We start from the raw sequence: 17115 nt of genomic DNA, 5'->3' as shown, positions 1-17115 counted from the left end.
GCCGTACCCCCTCGCACCAACCGTTCCCCCCTCGCACCACCGAACGGCCCGCACCACCGAACGGCCCGCACCACCGAACGGCCCGGCTCCGCCCGGGCACCCGCGAACCGCCGCTCCCACCCCCGGCGGGCCCGCACCGGACACCGCCGGGTGCCGGTCCGGGCCCGCCGCACCCCCGCACGCACCGGCCCGATCGCACCTGGAGACCACGGATGAACCGCCACCTCCCCGCCCGCCCCCGCCGGGTCGCCCTCGTCCTCGCCGCCGCCCTGGCCGCCCTCGCCGCGTCCGCCCCGTCCGCCCTCGCCGCCCCGGCCCCCGCCCACCCCGGCGGCACGCTGGTCCTGGTCGGGGGCGGGCTCAAGGACGACAACGCCGAGATCTACCAGGAGATCATCGCCAAGGCCGGCGGCGCCGGGAAGGCCCGGATCGGCGTCCTCACCGCCGCCTCCGTCCCCGAGAGCCAGGACCCCGACGCCGCCGACCCCGCCACGTGCTCCAACTCGGCCTGCAACGGCGCCTACTACGCCGACCTGCTGCGCCACCACGGCGCCGCCGACGCCCAGTGGATCCCGGTCGACCTCGACCACCTCGACGCCGCCGACTCGGACGCCGTGGTCGCCCGGGTCGAGTCCATGACCGGCTTCTTCTTCGGCGGCGGCGACCAGTACCGCTACGTCACCACCCTGCTGCACGGCGACGCCCACACCGACTCCAAGGTCCTGGCGGCCATCCGCCGCAAGCTCGCCGCCGGCGCCGTCGTCGCGGGCTCCAGCGCCGGCGCCCAGATCGCCTCCGGACCGGACATGGTCACCGGCGGCGACAGCTACCAGGCCCTGCGCGACGGCAGCGCTCCCGGGTACTTCGACGACCCCACCCGGCTCGGCTACCTCCCGCGCGGCGGCTTCGGCCTCTTCGACGCCGGCCTGCTGGACACCCACACCGGCACCTACGGCCGCGAGGGCCGCGCCGTCCGGCTGGCCGCCGACACCGGCCACGACCGGGTGTTCGCCCTGGACGAGGACACCGCGATCGAGGTCGAGCACGCCGGCACCCGCGACGAGACCCTGCGGGTGCTCGGCACCCACGGCGTCACCGTCCTCGACCTGCGCCACGCCCGCGCCCGCACGACCGGCGGCCGCTGGAGCGTCGACGGCGTCCGCTACAGCTACCTCACCGACGGCGACCGGTACGCCCCGCGCACCTGGACCGTGCGGCCCGCCCCCGCCAAGGACCGCCTCAGGCCCGCCGGCACCGCCCCCGTCCCCGCCAACCACGACGCCTTCTACTCGATCGACGACCCGGACGGCACCCCCTACTCGCTCTCCGGCACCGCCCGCGCCCTCACCGCCCAGCGCACCCGGCGCACCGCCACCGCCACCACCTACGAGACCGGCCCCGCCTTCACCGTCACCCTCCGGCGCCGACCCGACACCCGGGCCTGGACGCTCGACGGCGCCACCGCCGCCTCGTTCACCGACCTCGACCTGGCGATCGCGCCCACCCGGCAGTAGGCCCGCGGCCGACATCCCCGAACAAGATCCCCGCGGCCCCGCCCTTCGCTAGGCTGCGGACCACCACAGCTCCGGACCGTCCACCCCGCCGACGCCCGGGAAAGGAACCGCGCCATGGCACCCGTCACGCTCGCCGAGGACATCCGCCAGCGCCTCGGCGACTGCAGCCCCGCCGAGCGGAAGGTCGGGCGCGTCCTGCTCGCCGGGTGGCCGGCCGCGGGCTTCGAGACGGTCGCCACCCTCGCCGAACGCGCCGACGTCAGCGCCCCCACCGTCATCCGGTTCGTCAACCGGCTCGGCTACCGCGGCTTCCCCGACTTCCAGGCCGCACTGCGCACCGAACTCGACGAGCGCCAGGCGTCGCCGCTGACCCTCTACAGCACCGCGCGCCACGGCGGCACCGGCGAGGACGGCGGGCGCCCTCCGCAGCCGGGCACGGCGGGTCTGCTCGCGCACGGCCGCGAGGTGTTCACCGCGGCCGTCGACCGCACCCTGGCCGAGGTCAGCCCGCACGAGCTGGAACGGGCCGTGCAGCTGCTCGCCGACCCCAAACGCCGCGTCACCCTGGCCGGCGGGCGCTTCACCCACCTGCTCGCCCAGTACCTCGGCCTGCACCTGATGCAGCTCCGCGACGACGTGCGCTTCCTCCCCGACCGGCCGGTCGAGCGGACGGCGCTGCTCGCCGCGCTCGGCCGCCGCGACGTGCTGGTCGTCTTCGACTACCGCCGCTACGAGACGGACAAGGTCACCCTCGCCGAACTCGTCCGCGAAGCCGGCGGACGCGTCATCCTGTTCACCGACGCCTGGCTGTCGCCCGTCAGCACCCAGGCCGAGGTCGTCCTCTCCAGCCAGGTCGGCGCACCGTCCCCGTACGACAGCCTGGTGCCGACCCTCGCCGTGGTGGAGACCGTCGTCGCCGGTCTCGTCACCGCGCTGGGAGAGCGGGCCCCCGAGCACCTGAAGCACGTCGAGGAGACCGCCGGACGCATCGGCCTGACCTGATCCCGGGCCGGGAGGGGGGAGGGGCGGGCGGTCAGGTGAAGGCGGGGGCGTGGTCGGCGGCCCAGGTGGTGAAGGTGCGGGCCGGGTGGGAGAGGAGGCGGGGGAGGGCGTCGGTGGTGGGGCCCGGGGCGGCCAGGCAGGCGGCGGCGTAGCCGATCAGGCGGTCGGGGACGTCGGCGGGCAGGCCCTGGGCGAGCAGGGAGCGGCGCAGCACCTCCGGGGGGACCTCCTCGAAGGTGACCTCCCGGCCGAGCACCTCGCCGAGCAGGCGGGCCCGGTCGTACTGGGTGAGGGACCGGGGGCCGGTGAGGGCGTACGCCCGGCCCGCGTGACCGTCCTCCCGCAGGGCCAGGACGGCGGCCTCGGCGACGTCCCGCTCGTGGACGGGGGAGGTGGCGGCCGCGCCGTGCACGCCGCGGGCGGTGCCGGTGGCCCGGATCTGCGGGGCCCAGGCGAGGGTGTTGGCGGCGAAGTCGGCGCAGCGCAGGAACGTCCAGGTCAGGTCGGAGGCCCGGGCCGCCGCCTCGATCCGTTCGAACTCCGCGGCGAAACGCCGGTACCCGCCGCCGTACTCCACGGTCACGGCCGACAGCACCACCACCCGCCGCACCCCGCGCTCCGCCGCCAGCGCCAGCAGCTCGGCCGCCGCCCCGCCGACGGCCCGCGGGCTCAGCAGCAGCGCCGCCACCCCGTCCAGCGCCCCCGCCAGCGACCCGGGCCGGGACGGGTCGCCCACCACCCGCCGGACCCCGTCGGGGAACCGCGCCGCCGGATCGCGGGTGACGGCGGCCACCTCGACGCCCCGGGCGGCCAGCAGCCGCACCACCTCGCGTCCGACCGTTCCGGTCGCGCCCGTCACCATGATCATGTGTCCGCTCCTCGTCCGCTCGCGCCGGCGGGGCCGCTGCCCCGCCGTTCGAACCCGAGAGTCGGACGGGGCGCCGGGTGTGACATCCCGCGGTGCACCGCCGGACGGGCCCGCCAGTTCGCCTTCACCGCCGCCGTCCCCGACGGGACCCCCGTCACGCTCACCGAGCACGACGCCCACCGCTGGTCCCCGCTGGACGGACTGCGGGTGGTCAGCGGCCACCACCGGGAGATCCTGGACCGCCTGCAGTAGTGCCCCCGCTGCCGGCGGCGCCTCGCCCGACCAGGTCGCGCGGGAGGGGAAGGGCGGCGGACGCGGGGGGTTCCTGACGGGCCGTCAGGAGAGCTGCGGTGTTTGGGGAGCGTGATACGGGTCACCCGAAACCGCGAGCGAACCGAACAGGGCGGCCCGAGCGGCCCCCGCGTCAGGAGGCAGAGCATGTCCAGCGGTCTGATCGTGGCGATCGTCGTGATCGTCGTGGTGGTGGCGGCGCTCGGTGCGTTCGCCCTCCGCCGTCGCCAGCAGCACCCGAGCCTGAGCCGCCGGTTCGGGCCCGAGTACGAGCGCACCGTCGCCCGCCACAACGGCGACACCACCGCGGCCGAGCGCGAGCTCGCCCAGCGCGTCGAACGCCACCGGGAACTGACGCTCACCCCGCTGAGCAGCGCCGAGCGCGCCCGGGCCGAGCAGCAGTGGGCGCAGGTCAAGACGCGTTTCGTCGACGACCCCCGGCAGGCCCTGGCCGACGCGGAAGCGCTGCTGGCCCGGGTGGCCCGCGAGCGCGGCTACCCCGACTCCGACGTGGACGCGCAGATCGACACCATCTCGGTCGACCACGGCGAGCACGTCGAGTCCTACCGGGTGCTGCACGCGATCTCCCGGCCGGACACCGCCGGGCGGGCCAAGAACACCGAGGAGCAGCGCGCGGCCCTGGTCCGGGCCCGGGACCTGTTCCTCGCGCTGATCGGCCCGGACGGCGAGCCGGAGCGCGTCGCGACCCACACCACCACCAAGGACCGCACGCCGACCGCCCGCCGCACCCGGCAGGTGCCGACGCAGCGCGAGCACCACGCCTGAACACGGGCCCGGACCCCCGCCACGACACCGCCGCTCCACCGTTCTTCGAGGAGGACCGCATGACCATCAGCGACCACGGCCGACGCACCGACGCCCTCAACGCCGACGCCGACACTGACACCGACACCGACACCGCTCAGGACGGCGCCCGCACCCCCGCCGCCGACCGCAACCGCGACGCCGACCGCAACCGCGACGCCGCCGGCCGACTGGGGCGGCCGGAGCAGGACGGGCAGGCGGAGGAGGTGCGGCGCGAGACGGCCGACGCGACCGACCCGCACCGCTTCCCCCGTAACGGCGCCCCGGGCCGGTTCGTGACGAGCGACGAGACGCCGCGCGGCACCGGTGACACCCGGCCCGTGACCGGCGGCGCCCAGCGCCCCGCGCCGACGGGCACCACCATCGCCGCCGCCACCACCGGTGCGGGCACCGCCACCGGCGTGACGGCGAAGGACGAGGACCGCGACCGCATCCGGGCCGCCGCCACCGGCGTGGAGACCACCGGTGCGGGCGCCACCTCCGGCGTGACGGCGAAGGACGAGGACCGCGACCGCATCCGGGCCGCCGCCACCGGCGTGGAGACCACCGGTGCGGGCACCGCCACCGGCGCGACAGCGAAGGACGAGGACCGCGACCGCACCCGGGCCGCCGCCGGGCAGCCGCGCACGGCGGACGGCTCCGGCACCCACCAGCCGCTCATCCCCTCGGACCTCACCTCGCAGCTGACGCAGCGGATGGACCACGCGATAGGCACCTTCGTGGACGACCCGCGCCAGGCCGTGCAGGAGGCGGACAAGGCGCTGGACGAGACGGTGCAGCGGCTGACCGAGGGCCTGCGCGAGCGCCGCACCGCGCTGCGCGACTCGTGGCACGCCGACGGCGACAAGAACGGCGAGCGCCGGGGCGCGGCGGACGACTCCTCCCGCACCGAGGACCTGCGCCTCTCGCTGCGCGAGTACCGCGACCTGCTCCAGCAGCTCCTCGCGGTCTGACCGCGACCACGACCGCGCCCGCGGCAGTGCCTGCGACCGCGCCCCCGGCCGAGCCCCCGACCAGATCCCGGCCGGGGGCTCGGCCGCGCGCCGCCACTGTCACTGCGGGCGCGCCACACCGTCCCGACAGAATTGGACTGACAGTTTTTGAAATCTGTCAGCGGCGCGCGTACGGTGGAGCCATGGAGAACACCACGCTCGGCACCACCGGCCCGTCCGTCTCCCGCCTCGGCCTGGGACTGATGGGCATGTCCGGCATGTACGGCCCGGCCGACCGGGCCGAGAGCATCGCCACCGTGCACGCCGCCCTCGACCGGGGCGTCACGCTGCTCGACACCGGCGACTTCTACGGCATGGGGCACAACGAGATGCTGCTCCAGGAGGCACTGCGCGGACGCGACCGCGAGCGGGCCGTCATCAGCGTCAAGTTCGGGGCGCTGCGCGACGCGGACGGCGCCTTCCACGGGGTGGACCTGCGCCCCGCCGCGATCAGGAACTTCGTCGCCTACAGCCTCCAGCGGCTCGGGACGGACCACATCGACGTCTACCGGCCGGCCCGGATCAGCCCCGAGTTCCCGATCGAGGACGTGGTCGGCACGCTCGCCGAACTGGTCGAGAAGGGCTGGATCCGGCACATCGGCCTGTCCGAGGTGAGCGCGGAGACACTGCGCCGCGCCCACGCCGTCCACCCGATCACCGACGTCCAGATCGAGTACTCGCTGATCTCGCGCGGCATCGAGCAGGACATCCTGCCCACCGCCGACGAACTCGGCGTCGCCGTCACCGCCTACGGCGTGCTCTCGCGCGGCCTGATCAGCGGCCACTGGAAGCCGCAGGCCGCCGCCGGGGACTTCCGCGCCCACCTGCCGCGCTTCAGCGGCGACGCCCTCGACCACAACCTCGCCCTGGTCGAGGCGCTGCGGGCGATCGCCGAGGAGAAGCGGGTGACGGTCGCCCAGCTCGCCATCGCCTGGGTGCTCGGCCGCGGCGACGGACTCGTCCCGCTGATCGGCGCGCGCCGCCGCGACCGCCTGGACGAGGCGCTCGGCGCCCTCGACGTCACCCTGGCCCCGGCCGACCTCGCCGCCATCGAGGCCGCCGTGCCCGCCGACGCCGCCCGCGGCGAGCGCTACGACCCGGCGCAGATGGCGATGCTCGACAGCGAGCGGTAGGCGCGGACGCGGAGCGGGTCCGGCCCGGTCCGGACCGGTCGTCCGGCCCGGACCGGGGACGACGTGGGCGAACGGTAACCTCGAGGCCATGACCGAACAGCTGACCGCCGAGCGGATCCTCGACACCGCCGAGGAGGTCCTGCGCCGCTACGGCCCGGCGAAGGCGACCGTGGTGGACGTCGCCCGCGCGCTCGGCGTCAGCCACGGCAGCGTCTACCGCCACTTCGGCACCAAGGCGGCCCTGCGCGAGGCGGTCGCCGAACGCTGGCTGCGCCGGACGTCCGCGCCGATGGCCGCGATCGCCGACGACCCGGCCCTCCCGGCCCCCGAACGGCTGCGCCACTGGGTGCGCGCCCTCAACGCGACCAAGCGGCAGTACGCCCTCCAGGACCCCGAACTACAGCGCACCTTCCGGGAGTTGATCGGCGAGGCGACCGCCGTCGTCACCGCGCACGAGGACGAGCTGGCCGGGCAGCTCGCCCGGATCGTCGCCGCCGGAGTCGCCGCGGGCGACCTCGCCGCGGCGGACCCGGCCGTCGCGGGCCGGGCCGCCTTCCAGGCCACGGCCCGCTTCCACCACCCCGCCCACGCCGCCGACTGGACCTCCCCGACCAACGACGCCGACCTGGACGCCGTCGTCGACCTGCTGCTGACCGGGCTCGCCCCGCGCTGACCGGCACCGGCCGCCGTGGGTCGACGCTCCGTCACCGGTCGGGCGGCGGTGCCGGATCGCCCGGGCGTGGCCCCGGGGCTGGCCGATCGGGTGACAGTGCGTCAACGAAGCGCTAGCGGGCGCCCCTCCTGGTGATGACTGGGCGTGACCGCCGAGCGGATCGGCGGCCGTCCCGTCCCACGGGCTTCCAGCCGAGCAGGAGAGACATGCCCCGCACCCCCTGGCGCCGCCGCCTCCCCGCGGCCCTCGCCGTCCCCGTCGGCGTCCTCGCACTGACCGCCGTCGTCCCCGCACCCGGTCCCGCCCCCGCCCCCGAGCCCGGTACCGGTGCCGCGATGCCGCCCGCCGCCCGCGACACCGAACCGGTCTGCACCGGCGCCGCCGGGCCCGCCCTCCCCGTCACCGGGGGCACCGTCACCTGGTGCCAGACCGCCGGCGGCGGACGGCTCGCCTTCACCAACACCGGCCACGCGCCCGCCGACCTCTCGCTGGTCGTCCACGACTGCGACGGCGGCAAGGCCCCCAACCTCGACGCCGCGAAGTGCGCCGCCACCCTGCGCGGCACCAGCGACGTCATCTGGCGGCAGATCGAGCCCGGGCGGACCGCGACCGCCGACTTCGCCATCGAGAAGGGCGCCAACGCCCAGGTGTGGTGGACCGCCGACACCCCCGACCGGGCCACCGACCTCAAACTGCTGGGGACGCCGTGGAACTCCTGACGCCCCCGCGCCCGCGCCGCGCCCTCGCTGCCGCCGCCACCGCCGTCCTGCTGCTCACCGCCGCCGCCCCGGTGGCCGCCGCCCCGGGCACCGCCCAGCCCGCCGCTCCCGCCGCCGCGAGCAACCCGCCCGGGGTGCACGTCCTGAACGGGGACAGTCGCACCGCCCGGCAGGTCGACTGCCCGGTCGGCTGGGTCTGCCTCTACGACGGCGTCCACTTCGACCACGCCGCCGTCGCGCTGCTGCCCGGCACCGAACTCCCCGACACCGAAAGCCTCCGGCTCCCCGACGGTTTCCGGTTCACCGGCGCCGGCGGCGTCTCCGCCTGGGTCGACAACTCGCCCGTCGCCTACTGCTGGTACCCCGGCAAGGACTACCAGGGCACCGCCACCGCGATGGCCCCCGCCACCCGGGGCAACGCCTTCAACGACGCCCTCAAGTCGCTCCGCCCCTGCTGACCCGACCCTCCGCCAGGGGCGGTCGGCCCCCGCCGCGCACCGTCGCACGCCGTCGCACACCGCCCCGTCCGGACGCCCGGGTGGCATGATCCGTCCAGCCGACGAAGTGTCATGATCCGTCCAGCGAACGGGCGGTGTGCCCGGTCCCCGTAGTGGATATCCTGCGGAAAGACGGCCTGAGGAAGTGTCGGCCGACCATCGAGGGGGATATCGCACCCATGTCTTACCTGCGCACGTTCCTGCCCTGGATCATCTTCGCGGTGGTCCCTTCGTCCCAGTGGCAGTGGGCCGCGCTGGCCGGCCTGGTGGTCGCGGCCGCCGTCATCGTCCAGCAGCGCGCCGCCGGCGCCGGATGGGACGCGCTGATCATCGAGACCGGCTCCGCCCTGTACTTCGCGGTGCTCGCCGCGATCGCCTTCGCCGACCCGCACTCCGGCGTCCGCGACTACTCCGCGACGCTGTCCTCCGCCGTCCTCGCGGTGATCGCCGGCGGCTCGCTGCTGATCGGCAAGCCGTTCACGCTCGGCATCGCCAAGCGCACCACCCCGCGGGAGTTCTGGACGCTCAAGCCGTTCATCCGGGTCAACGTGATCATCACCGCGGTGTGGACGGCCGCCTTCGCGGTCACCGCCGTGGTGCTGGGCGTCCTCGCCCACGGCGGCCACGGGCACTCGACCGCCTCGCTGATCGTCCAGATCGCCGGCTTCGTCGTCCCGATGGTCTTCACCATCCGCTACGTCGCCCTCGTCCAGGCCCGCGCCCCGCGCGCCCAGCAGGGCTGAGCCGCCGGCACCCCCGCACCCGCGCTTGTCCGGAGGCCGTCCTCAGGCTCCGGCGGCGCTGTCCGCCGCCGGAGCGAGCGCCCCGCACAGGTGGTTGCCCGGGTCCGCCGGGTCCGCGCTGATCCAGAACTGGGCCCACAGCTCGGTGAACTCCTCCCGGGAGAGGAAGCCGTCGCCGTCCAGGTCGACCAGTTCGAAGACGCCGGTGGTGTCCGTCGGCTGCCCGTTCCACACGTCGACCAGGCGGCGGTGCTCCTCCCGGGAGATCCGGCCGTCGCCGTTCTCGTCGATCGCGTCGAAGATAGTGTCCGAGGTCTCCGCCACCGCCGGGCGCATCTCCGGCAGCCGGTCCACCACGGCCAGGATCTCGTCCATGTCGACCAGGCCGTCGCCGTTGGTGTCCGCCGCCGCGTACAGGGTGTCCCACCAGCCGAGCATCACCCGCTCCACCCGGGCCGCCAGCTCCGGCTCCGCCGCCACCCGGGGCAGCTGCTTCCAGCGGTCCGCGAGGGCCCGGAAGTCCTGCTGGTCCAGGTAGCCGTTCCGGTCCGTGTCGAAGGCGTGGAACATGCTCGTGAGCTTGTGACGCTGGAACTCGCTCGCCATGGCGGTGCCTTTCTCGAAGCCCGGCCCGGATCCCCACCTCGTCCGGGTGCGAGGTGATCCTTTCCACCCCGGCGCTCCCTACGGCAGCGCGCGGTCGCACGGCGCCCACGCGGCCCCGCGCCGGGGGAGCGCGGAGCCCGGCGCGCGCCGGACCGGGACCGGCTTGTCGGACGGCCGGGAGCGGCGGCTATTGTGGCCCGCGCGTCGAACACGGCGTCGAGTAAGCAGTGGAACAGTGAGAAAAGGGGTGGGTTCGTGGCGGACATCGAAGCGGCACGGGCGGCATTCGCGCGCTTGGACGTCGACGGCGACGGGCGGATCACCGCGCGTGAGTACAAGACGGTCATGGCCCAGCTCGGCGACTACCACGTCACCGAGACGGTCGCCCAGGCGATCATCAACGCCAAGGACGCGAACGGCGACGGCAAGCTGTCCTTCGAGGAGTTCTGGGCCTCCCTCCAGGGCTGACGACCGACAGCGGACGGCCCCTCCCCGGTCGGCGCACGGCGCGGCACACGCGGCGCGGCGCGCCGACCGGGCGCGGCCGGCCGGCCGAGCGGACGCGGACGCCGCGGCGGCGAGGTTGCCCGACCGCCGCCGGACGCCGTACAACTGACCGGTGCCGTCGAACGACCTCCGTGCGCGCCACCGGGCCGCCTGCGCCGCCGCGCCCAGCTACCCCGAGGTCGGCGCCACCCGGTCCGCCGCCCCGCCCGCCGGGTACGCCCGGCTGCGCCGCCGCGTCCACCTCGGCCACGGGCCCGCCGTGCTGGAGCGCGCGGGGGCGTACGTGCTCGGCTGGGGCGTCCAGTTGGGCTCGGGCTTCGCGATCCACCCGGCGCCCGGCCGGATCCTCCCCGGCGACACCGTCCTGCTCCGGCTCGCCCTGCCCGGACTGCGGCTGCCCCGCCTGGTCATCCCGTGCCGGGTGGTCTGGACGGTCGAGGAACCCGACCGGATCGGCTTCGCCTACGGCACCCTCCCCGGGCACCCCGAACGCGGCGAGGAGTCCTTCGTGGTGAGCCGGGACGCGGACGGCGAGGTGTGGTTCGAGATCACCGCGTTCTTCCGGCTCGCGACCTGGTACGCCCGGCTCGGCCGCCCCGTCGCCCTGCTGCTCCAGCACCTCGCGGTCGAACGCTACCTGCGGGTGGTCGCCCGCGCGGCGGCCCGGACGGGGAGCGGACGGCCGGCCTGAACGGGGCCGCCGGGCGGGCCGCCGACCGGGTAGCCGTCCGGGCCGCCGGGCGGGGCCGGGGCTACTGCGGGACGGCGGCGAAGGCCCGGACCGCCGCCGTCGCCACCGACTCGACCAGCGCGATGCCCGCGTCCTCGCTCGCCGAACCGTCGCTCAGCACCGACACCAGCAGGGACCGGCCGCCGTACTCGATCCGGCCGATGCTGTTGACCACCCACAGGCCGGTGCTGTCCCGGGGCAGCCAACCGTTCTTCAGCTGCACCGCGCCGCCCTGGTCCGCCGCGGAGACGCCCCAGTCCTGGTCGTCCGCGACCAGGCCCATCAGTTTCGCCAGGTAGGCGCGGGAGGCGGAGCCCAGCGGGGAGTCCGCGGTGAACACCACCCGCAGCAGCCGCGCCTGGTCGGCCGCGGTGGTGCTGGTCAGCCCCCAGAAGCCGTCCGTCCCGGCGACCGTCCCGGTCAGGCCGAAGGCCGCGTTCGCCCGGTCCAGGCCCGGCGCGCCGCCCACCGCGTCGAACAGGGCGGTCGCCGCGTCGTTGTCGCTCTGCTCGATCATCAGCGCCGCCGCAGCCCGCTGGTCGCCGGTCAGCACGCCGTCGTTGTCCAGCAGCAGGGCCGCCAGGATGTCGACCTTGACGATCGACGCGGTGACGAACGCGTCGCCGCCCCAACCGGCGGTGGCACCGGAGCCGGGGTCGGTCACCGTGACGGCGAAGTGCCCGTCGAGGCCGTCGAGCGCGGCGGCCAGCGCGGAGTCCGCGTCCGTGTTCGCGCCCGTGTTCGGGTCCGCGTCCGGCGTGGTGCCGCTGTCGGCCGTCGGGTCCTGGGCCGCGTCGTCGGCAGTGTCGTCGGCGGTGTCGGCGGTGTCGGCCGACGGCACCGAGGCGGACGTCACCGCGCTCGCCGGGGCGCCGGTGGTCGAGCGGGAGAGCACCAGCCAGGCCCCGAGTGCCGAGAGCACCACCACCACGGCGACCGCCCGCCTGATCCGCCCGGCGCGCCTGGTCCGACGCTCCTGTCGGCGGGAGGAGGTCCGGGGTTCCGATGGTGCTGTCATGCGGACGATGCTCTGCCGCCCGCCTTGACCTGCGATGAGCCCCGCCTGAGCGGCCACTGAGAAGCCGGGCGGGGGAGTGGTCGCGCAAGAAAGTGACAGTCTGCTTGCGTTATTTGCGCAAGCGGGCGGACGGAATCGATCCGAGAGGACGGTGCGGCACCCCATCCCGCCTGCTCCCGTCCCGCGTCTGGGTGGCTTCCATCCCGCCACGACTCCGCCGGGCTGCGGTGATGCGCGGCGGCACAGGCGTTCCCGGCAGTCGAGATTTTGCACCAGCCTCTCTACTTCTTGCCGTTGACCCGTTTACCTCAAGGAAACGGTTCGTTCCACGGGGCGGTGGCGGAGCCCGCGCGCGGCTCTCGCCCCCGCAGCCCAGCCCCGACCCCCTGCGCACCGTCGCCCGTTGCCGCCCGTCGGTCGATCCGTATGCGGAGCCTCTTTAGAGTCCGTTGACACTCTCATCACCCCTCTGTAACTCTTGAGTGCCCTCGCGCAAAAAACAGACAGATGTCTGTCGTTTTCTCGACTTTCCCCTCCCCCCACCCACCCCCAGACAGAGGGACGTCATGAGATCCAAGCGCCTACTGCCACGCCTGACGGCGACGTCGGTCGTGGCGGGAATGCTCCTGCTCACCGGCCCCGTGCTACCGGCCCACGCGGCCGGCGGCCCCAACCTGGCCGCCGGGAAGCCCGTCACGGCGAGCAGCGCCAACGGCCAGTACACGGCCGCGAACGTCAACGACGGCAACCAGGCCAGCTACTGGGAGAGCGGCAACGGCGCCCTCCCGCAGTGGGTCCAGGTGGACCTGGGCAGCGCCTCCTCGATCGACCAGGTGGCGCTGAAGCTGCCCACCGGCTGGGGCGCCCGCACCGAGACGCTGACCGTGCTCGGCTCCACCGACGGCAGCACCTTCGCGCCGCTGGTCGGTTCCGCCGGGTACTCCTTCGACCCGGCGACCGGCAACACCGTCCGGATCACCTTCCCCGCCGCCAGCGCCCGCTGGGTGCGCGTCCAGGTCTCGGCGAACAGCGCCTGGACGGCCGCCCAGTTCTCCGAGCTGGAGGTCTACGGGACGAGCGCCGCCTCCGCCAACCTGCTGGCCGGACGCACCCTCACCGCCAGCGGCACCTCGCAGAACTACACCCCGGGCAACGCCGCCGACGGCAACCAGGCCAGCTACTGGGAGAGCAGCAACAGCGCCTTCCCGCAGTGGATCCAGGGCGACCTGGGCTCCGCCGTCAAGGTCGACAGGCTGGTGCTGAAGCTCCCGCCCGGCTGGGAGCAGCGCAGCGAGACCTTCAAGGTCCAGGGCTCCACCGACGGCAGCTCCTTCACCGACCTGCTGGCCCCCGCCGCCTACAGCTTCGACCCGGCGGCCGGGAACCAGGTCACCGTCTCGCTGCCCACCAGCACCACCCGCTACCTGCGGCTGCTGTTCACCGCCAACTCGGCCTGGCCCGCCGCCCAGTTGGCGGAGTTCGAGGCGTACGGCCCGACCTCCGGCGACACCCAGGCGCCCACCGCGCCGACCGGCCTGACGTACAGCCAGCCCGAGGCCGGGAAGATCAAGCTGGTCTGGGCCGCGGCCACCGACAACGTCAAGGTGACCGGCTACGACGTGTACGCCAACGGGCAGTTGGCGGCCTCGGTGGCCGGCGACGTGCTGACCTGGACGGACAGCCGCCCGGCGAGCGAGACGGTCACGTACACCGTGCGGGCCAAGGACGCCGCGGGCAACCAGTCCAACCCCAGCGCCCCCGTCACCCGCACCGGCGAGGCCCCCGGCGACACCGTCAAGCCCAGCGCGCCCGGCAACCTCGCCTACACCGAGCCCGCCGCCGGACAGATCAAGCTGACCTGGGACGCCGCCACCGACAACGTCGGCGTCACCGGCTACGACGTGTACGCCGACGGGCAGTTGAAGGCCAGCACCGCCGCCACCGTCCGCACCTGGACGGACAGCCAGCCCGCCACCGCCACCGTCACGTACACCGTGCGGGCCAAGGACGCGGCCGGCAACCAGTCCGACCCCAGCGCCCCCGTCACCCGCAGCGGCAGCGGCACCGGCACCCCCGGCAGCAACCTCGCCGCGGGCAAGCCGATCGAGGCCTCCGGGCAGGCCTGGACCTTCGCCCCGGCCAACGCCAACGACGGCAGCCTGTCCACCTACTGGGAGGGCAACTCCGGCGCGTTCCCCAACACCCTGACCGTCCACCTGGGCACCGACGCCGACCTGCAGAGCGTCGTCGTCAAGCTCAACCCCGACCCGGCGTGGGGCGCCCGCACCCAGAACATCCAGGTGCTCGGACGGGTCGACGGCGCCACCGGCTTCACCAGCCTGAAGGCCGCCGCCGACTACCGCTTCGACCCCGCGAACGGCGGCAACAGCGTCACCGTCCCGGTCACCGGCCGGGTCGCCGACCTCCAGCTGAAGTTCACCTCCAACACCGGCGCCCCCGCCGGACAGGTCGCCGAACTCCAGGCCATCGGCACGCCCGCGCCCAACCCCGACCTCACCGTCACCGACGTGGCGTGGTCCCCGGCCGACCCCGACGAGGCCACCGCGATCACGCTGCGCGCCACCGTCAAGAACACCGGCAACCTGCCCGCCGCCGCCACCAGCGTCGACCTGCTGCTCGGCGGCGCGCTCGCCGACAACGTCGCCGTCCCCGCGCTGGCCGCCGGCGCCTCCGCCACCGTCAGCAAGGAGATCGGCACCCGCCCGCAGGGCAGCTACCTGCCCAGCGCCCGGGTCGACCCCAAGAACACCGTCCGCGAGCGCAACGAGGACAACAACCTGCTCGCCGCGGGCAGCCCGATCACCGTCCGCCAGGCACCCGGACCCGACCTCGAGGTCCTCGACGTCACCCCCAACCCCGCCAGCCCCGCGGCCGGCGCGGCCACCTCCTTCACCGTCAAGCTCCACAACCGCGGCATCGACCCGGCCCCCGCCGGCGTCACCCGGCTCACCGTCGGCACCGCGACGCTGAACACCACCACCCCGGCGATCCCCGCCGGGCAGACCCTCACCCTCCCGGTCACCGGCACCTGGACCGCCGTCGCCGGCGGCGCGACGATCACCGTCACCGCCGACGCCACCGGCACCGCCAAGGAGACCAACGAGAACAACAACACCCTCAGCAAGGCCATCGTGGTCGGCCGCGGCGCCGCCGCACCCTTCACCAGCTACGAGGCCGAGGACGGCGCCTACCAGGGCGAACTGCTCCAGGCCGACGCCACCCGCACCTTCGGGCACACCAACTACGCCTCCGAGTCCTCCGGCCGCAAGTCGGTGAAGCTCACCGCCACCGGCCAGTACGTCGAGATCACCTCCACCGTCCCGACCAACTCCATCGTGGTGCGCAACTCGATCCCCGACGCCCCCGGCGGCGGCGGCATCGACGCCACGCTCAGCCTCTACGCCGACAACGTGTTCGTGCAGAAGCTGACCCTCTCCTCCAAGCACAGCTGGCTGTACGGCAACACCGACCAGCCCGAGGGCCTCACCCAGACCCCGCAGGCCGACGCCCGCCGGCTCTTCGACGAGACCCACGCGCTGCTCCCCAAGAGCTACCCGGCCGGCACCAAGCTGCGCCTGCAGCGCGACAGCGGCGACACCGCGTCCTTCTACACCATCGACCTGGTCGACCTGGAGCAGGTCGCCCCGCCCAAGGCCAAGCCGGCCGAGTGCACCTCGATCGCCGACTTCGGGGCCGTCCCCGACGACGGGCAGGACGACACCGCCGCCATCCAGGCCGCCGTGACGGCCAACCAGAACGGCACCATCCCCTGCGTGTGGATCCCGTCGGGCCAGTGGCGCCAGGAGAAGAAGATCCTCACCGACGACCCGCTCAACCGGGGCATGTACAACCAGGTCGGCATCCGCGACGTCACCATCCGCGGCGCGGGCATGTGGTACTCGCAGTTCTACACGCTCACCGAACCGCAGAACGCCACCGGCAGCATCAACCACCCGCACGAGGGCAACTTCGGCTTCGACATCGACGACAACACCAGGATCTCCGACATCGCGATCTTCGGCTCCGGCCGGATCCGCGGCGCCTCCGACGGCGCCGAGGGCGGCGTCGGCCTGAACGGCCGGTTCGGCAAGAACACCAAGATCGAGAACGTCTGGATCGAGCACGCCAACGTCGCCGTCTGGGTCGGCCGCGACTACGACAACATCCCCGACCTGTGGAACCCCGCCGACGGCCTCCAGTTCAGCGGCATGCGCATCCGCGACACCTACGCCGACGGCATCAACTTCGCCGACGGCACCCGCAACTCCTCGGTGTTCAACTCCACCTTCCGCACCACCGGTGACGACTCGATGGCCGTCTGGGCCAACAAGTACGTCAAGAACACCGCCGTCGACATCGGCCACGACAACGCCTTCGTCAACAACACCGTCCAGCTCCCGTGGCGCGCCACCGGCATCGCGGTGTACGGCGGCTACGGCAACCGGATCGAGAACAACCTGGTCTACGACACCGCCAACTACCCCGGCATCATGCTCGCCACCGACCACGACCCGCTGCCCTTCTCCGGGCAGACCCTGATCGCCAACAACGCGATCTACCGCAGCGGCGGCGCGTTCTGGAACGAGGCCCAGGAGTTCGGCGCGCTCACCCTGTTCGCCGCCAGCCAGGACATCCCCGGCGTCGTCATCCGCGACACCGAGATCCACGACAGCACCTACGACGGCATCCAGTTCAAGACCGGCGGCGGGGCCCTCCCCGACGTCAAGATCAGCAACGTGCGGATCGACAAGTCGAACAACGGCGCGGGCATCCTGGCGATGTCCGGCGCCCGCGGCAGCGCCGTCCTCACCAACGTGCAGGTCAGCAACTCCGCGGACGGCGACATCGTCCGCCAGCCCGGCACCAGCTTCACGATCACCAACGGGTAGCCGCTCCCGGCGCCCCTGGCAACCGGGTGCGACGGCCCCGGCCGGACGGAGGAACCACTCCGCCCGGCCGGGGCCGGACCGCGTCGC

At 74.3% G+C, this 17115-nt stretch carries 16 protein-coding genes; 13 read left to right on the top strand and 3 right to left on the bottom strand.

Features of this window, described 5'->3' with window-relative positions; genetic code table 11:
- Window positions 1-212: 212 nt before the first annotated feature.
- Together ACIQVD_RS18490 and ACIQVD_RS18485 are read left to right on the top strand one after the other, a co-directional pair.
- Window positions 213-1514 carry a cyanophycinase gene (locus ACIQVD_RS18490; RefSeq protein WP_402290311.1) on the top strand — a complete coding sequence of 434 codons (1302 nt, stop codon included), beginning with the start codon at window positions 213-215 and terminating at the stop codon, window positions 1512-1514.
- A 114-nt stretch (window positions 1515-1628) separates the two neighbouring features.
- Complete coding sequence (locus tag ACIQVD_RS18485; RefSeq protein WP_282206780.1) at window positions 1629-2516, top strand: MurR/RpiR family transcriptional regulator; 888 nt, start codon at window positions 1629-1631, stop codon at window positions 2514-2516.
- Window positions 2517-2547: 31 nt separating this feature from the next.
- Here the strand turns inward: ACIQVD_RS18485 and ACIQVD_RS18480 are convergent, their stop codons facing one another.
- On the bottom strand, window positions 2548-3384 hold the full coding sequence (locus ACIQVD_RS18480; protein WP_402290309.1) for an NAD(P)H-binding protein: 837 nt from the start codon (window positions 3382-3384) through the stop codon (window positions 2548-2550).
- Between ACIQVD_RS18480 and ACIQVD_RS18475 the strand changes: the two genes are divergently transcribed.
- From ACIQVD_RS18475 to ACIQVD_RS18440, 8 genes are all read left to right on the top strand, one after another.
- Window positions 3385-3636: a hypothetical protein gene (locus tag ACIQVD_RS18475; RefSeq protein ID WP_402290307.1), complete on the top strand. Its 252-nt coding sequence runs from the start codon at window positions 3385-3387 to the stop codon at window positions 3634-3636.
- A 186-nt stretch (window positions 3637-3822) separates the two neighbouring features.
- A complete protein-coding gene (locus tag ACIQVD_RS18470) occupies window positions 3823-4461 on the top strand; it encodes a hypothetical protein (RefSeq protein WP_402290304.1) in 639 nt (212 codons plus the stop codon).
- 59 nt (window positions 4462-4520) lie between these two features.
- On the top strand, window positions 4521-5453 hold the full coding sequence (locus tag ACIQVD_RS18465; RefSeq protein ID WP_402290302.1) for a hypothetical protein: 933 nt from the start codon (window positions 4521-4523) through the stop codon (window positions 5451-5453).
- Window positions 5454-5635: 182 nt separating this feature from the next.
- Window positions 5636-6625, top strand: coding sequence for an aldo/keto reductase (locus ACIQVD_RS18460; protein ID WP_402290299.1), 990 nt, complete (start codon window positions 5636-5638; stop codon window positions 6623-6625).
- An 88-nt stretch (window positions 6626-6713) separates the two neighbouring features.
- On the top strand, window positions 6714-7298 hold the full coding sequence (locus ACIQVD_RS18455; RefSeq protein ID WP_402290296.1) for a TetR family transcriptional regulator: 585 nt from the start codon (window positions 6714-6716) through the stop codon (window positions 7296-7298).
- Between the two features lie 206 nt (window positions 7299-7504).
- Entirely contained in the window at window positions 7505-8017 is a 513-nt protein-coding gene (locus tag ACIQVD_RS18450) for a hypothetical protein (RefSeq protein ID WP_402290294.1), read from the top strand.
- Window positions 8005-8475, top strand: a complete 471-nt coding sequence (locus ACIQVD_RS18445) for a hypothetical protein (RefSeq protein WP_402290291.1) — start codon at window positions 8005-8007, stop codon at window positions 8473-8475. Before ACIQVD_RS18450 ends, ACIQVD_RS18445 begins: the two co-directional genes overlap by 13 nt.
- A gap of 218 nt (window positions 8476-8693) precedes the next feature.
- The gene (locus ACIQVD_RS18440) at window positions 8694-9257 is read left to right on the top strand and encodes a hypothetical protein (protein WP_400681341.1); all 564 of its coding nucleotides are present in this window, start codon (window positions 8694-8696) and stop codon (window positions 9255-9257) included.
- 42 nt (window positions 9258-9299) lie between these two features.
- On the opposite strand, the gene ACIQVD_RS18435 is transcribed toward ACIQVD_RS18440, so the two are convergent.
- Window positions 9300-9863 carry an EF-hand domain-containing protein gene (locus tag ACIQVD_RS18435; protein WP_402290288.1) on the bottom strand — a complete coding sequence of 188 codons (564 nt, stop codon included), beginning with the start codon at window positions 9861-9863 and terminating at the stop codon, window positions 9300-9302.
- 255 nt (window positions 9864-10118) lie between these two features.
- Between ACIQVD_RS18435 and ACIQVD_RS18430 the strand changes: the two genes are divergently transcribed.
- Together ACIQVD_RS18430 and ACIQVD_RS18425 are read left to right on the top strand one after the other, a co-directional pair.
- Window positions 10119-10331, top strand: coding sequence for an EF-hand domain-containing protein (locus tag ACIQVD_RS18430; protein ID WP_100834392.1), 213 nt, complete (start codon window positions 10119-10121; stop codon window positions 10329-10331).
- A 151-nt stretch (window positions 10332-10482) separates the two neighbouring features.
- A complete protein-coding gene (locus tag ACIQVD_RS18425) occupies window positions 10483-11061 on the top strand; it encodes a DUF1990 family protein (RefSeq protein ID WP_402290285.1) in 579 nt (192 codons plus the stop codon).
- 61 nt (window positions 11062-11122) lie between these two features.
- Here the strand turns inward: ACIQVD_RS18425 and ACIQVD_RS18420 are convergent, their stop codons facing one another.
- Entirely contained in the window at window positions 11123-12118 is a 996-nt protein-coding gene (locus ACIQVD_RS18420) for a serine hydrolase (protein ID WP_402290283.1), read from the bottom strand.
- Window positions 12119-12738: 620 nt separating this feature from the next.
- On the opposite strand from ACIQVD_RS18420, the gene ACIQVD_RS18415 reads away from it, so the two are divergent.
- The gene (locus ACIQVD_RS18415; RefSeq protein WP_402290651.1) at window positions 12739-17028 is read left to right on the top strand and encodes a discoidin domain-containing protein; all 4290 of its coding nucleotides are present in this window, start codon (window positions 12739-12741) and stop codon (window positions 17026-17028) included.
- Window positions 17029-17115: the final 87 nt, after the last annotated feature.

It is taken from the genome of Kitasatospora sp. NPDC090308 (genome assembly GCF_044769485.1).
Taxonomy (GTDB): Bacteria; Actinomycetota; Actinomycetes; order Streptomycetales; family Streptomycetaceae; genus Kitasatospora; species Kitasatospora fiedleri.
This window is presented reverse-complemented; position numbering and strand designations above follow the sequence as displayed.

Excerpts from the sequence above, each read along its gene's own strand:
- ACIQVD_RS18485 (WP_282206780.1), top strand. The coding sequence starts at position 1,629 with ATGGCACCCGTCACGCTCGCCGAGGACATCCGCCAGCGCCTCGGCGAC.
- ACIQVD_RS18460 (WP_402290299.1), top strand. The coding sequence starts at position 5,636 with ATGGAGAACACCACGCTCGGCACCACCGGCCCGTCCGTCTCCCGCCTC.
- ACIQVD_RS18465 (WP_402290302.1), top strand. The coding sequence starts at position 4,521 with ATGACCATCAGCGACCACGGCCGACGCACCGACGCCCTCAACGCCGAC.
- ACIQVD_RS18490 (WP_402290311.1), top strand. The coding sequence starts at position 213 with ATGAACCGCCACCTCCCCGCCCGCCCCCGCCGGGTCGCCCTCGTCCTC.
- ACIQVD_RS18455 (WP_402290296.1), top strand. The coding sequence starts at position 6,714 with ATGACCGAACAGCTGACCGCCGAGCGGATCCTCGACACCGCCGAGGAG.
- ACIQVD_RS18480 (WP_402290309.1), bottom strand. The coding sequence starts at position 3,384 with ATGATCATGGTGACGGGCGCGACCGGAACGGTCGGACGCGAGGTGGTG.
- ACIQVD_RS18420 (WP_402290283.1), bottom strand. The coding sequence starts at position 12,118 with ATGACAGCACCATCGGAACCCCGGACCTCCTCCCGCCGACAGGAGCGT.
- ACIQVD_RS18470 (WP_402290304.1), top strand. The coding sequence starts at position 3,823 with ATGTCCAGCGGTCTGATCGTGGCGATCGTCGTGATCGTCGTGGTGGTG.
- ACIQVD_RS18450 (WP_402290294.1), top strand. The coding sequence starts at position 7,505 with ATGCCCCGCACCCCCTGGCGCCGCCGCCTCCCCGCGGCCCTCGCCGTC.
- ACIQVD_RS18440 (WP_400681341.1), top strand. The coding sequence starts at position 8,694 with ATGTCTTACCTGCGCACGTTCCTGCCCTGGATCATCTTCGCGGTGGTC.
- ACIQVD_RS18435 (WP_402290288.1), bottom strand. The coding sequence starts at position 9,863 with ATGGCGAGCGAGTTCCAGCGTCACAAGCTCACGAGCATGTTCCACGCC.
- ACIQVD_RS18415 (WP_402290651.1), top strand. The coding sequence starts at position 12,739 with ATGCTCCTGCTCACCGGCCCCGTGCTACCGGCCCACGCGGCCGGCGGC.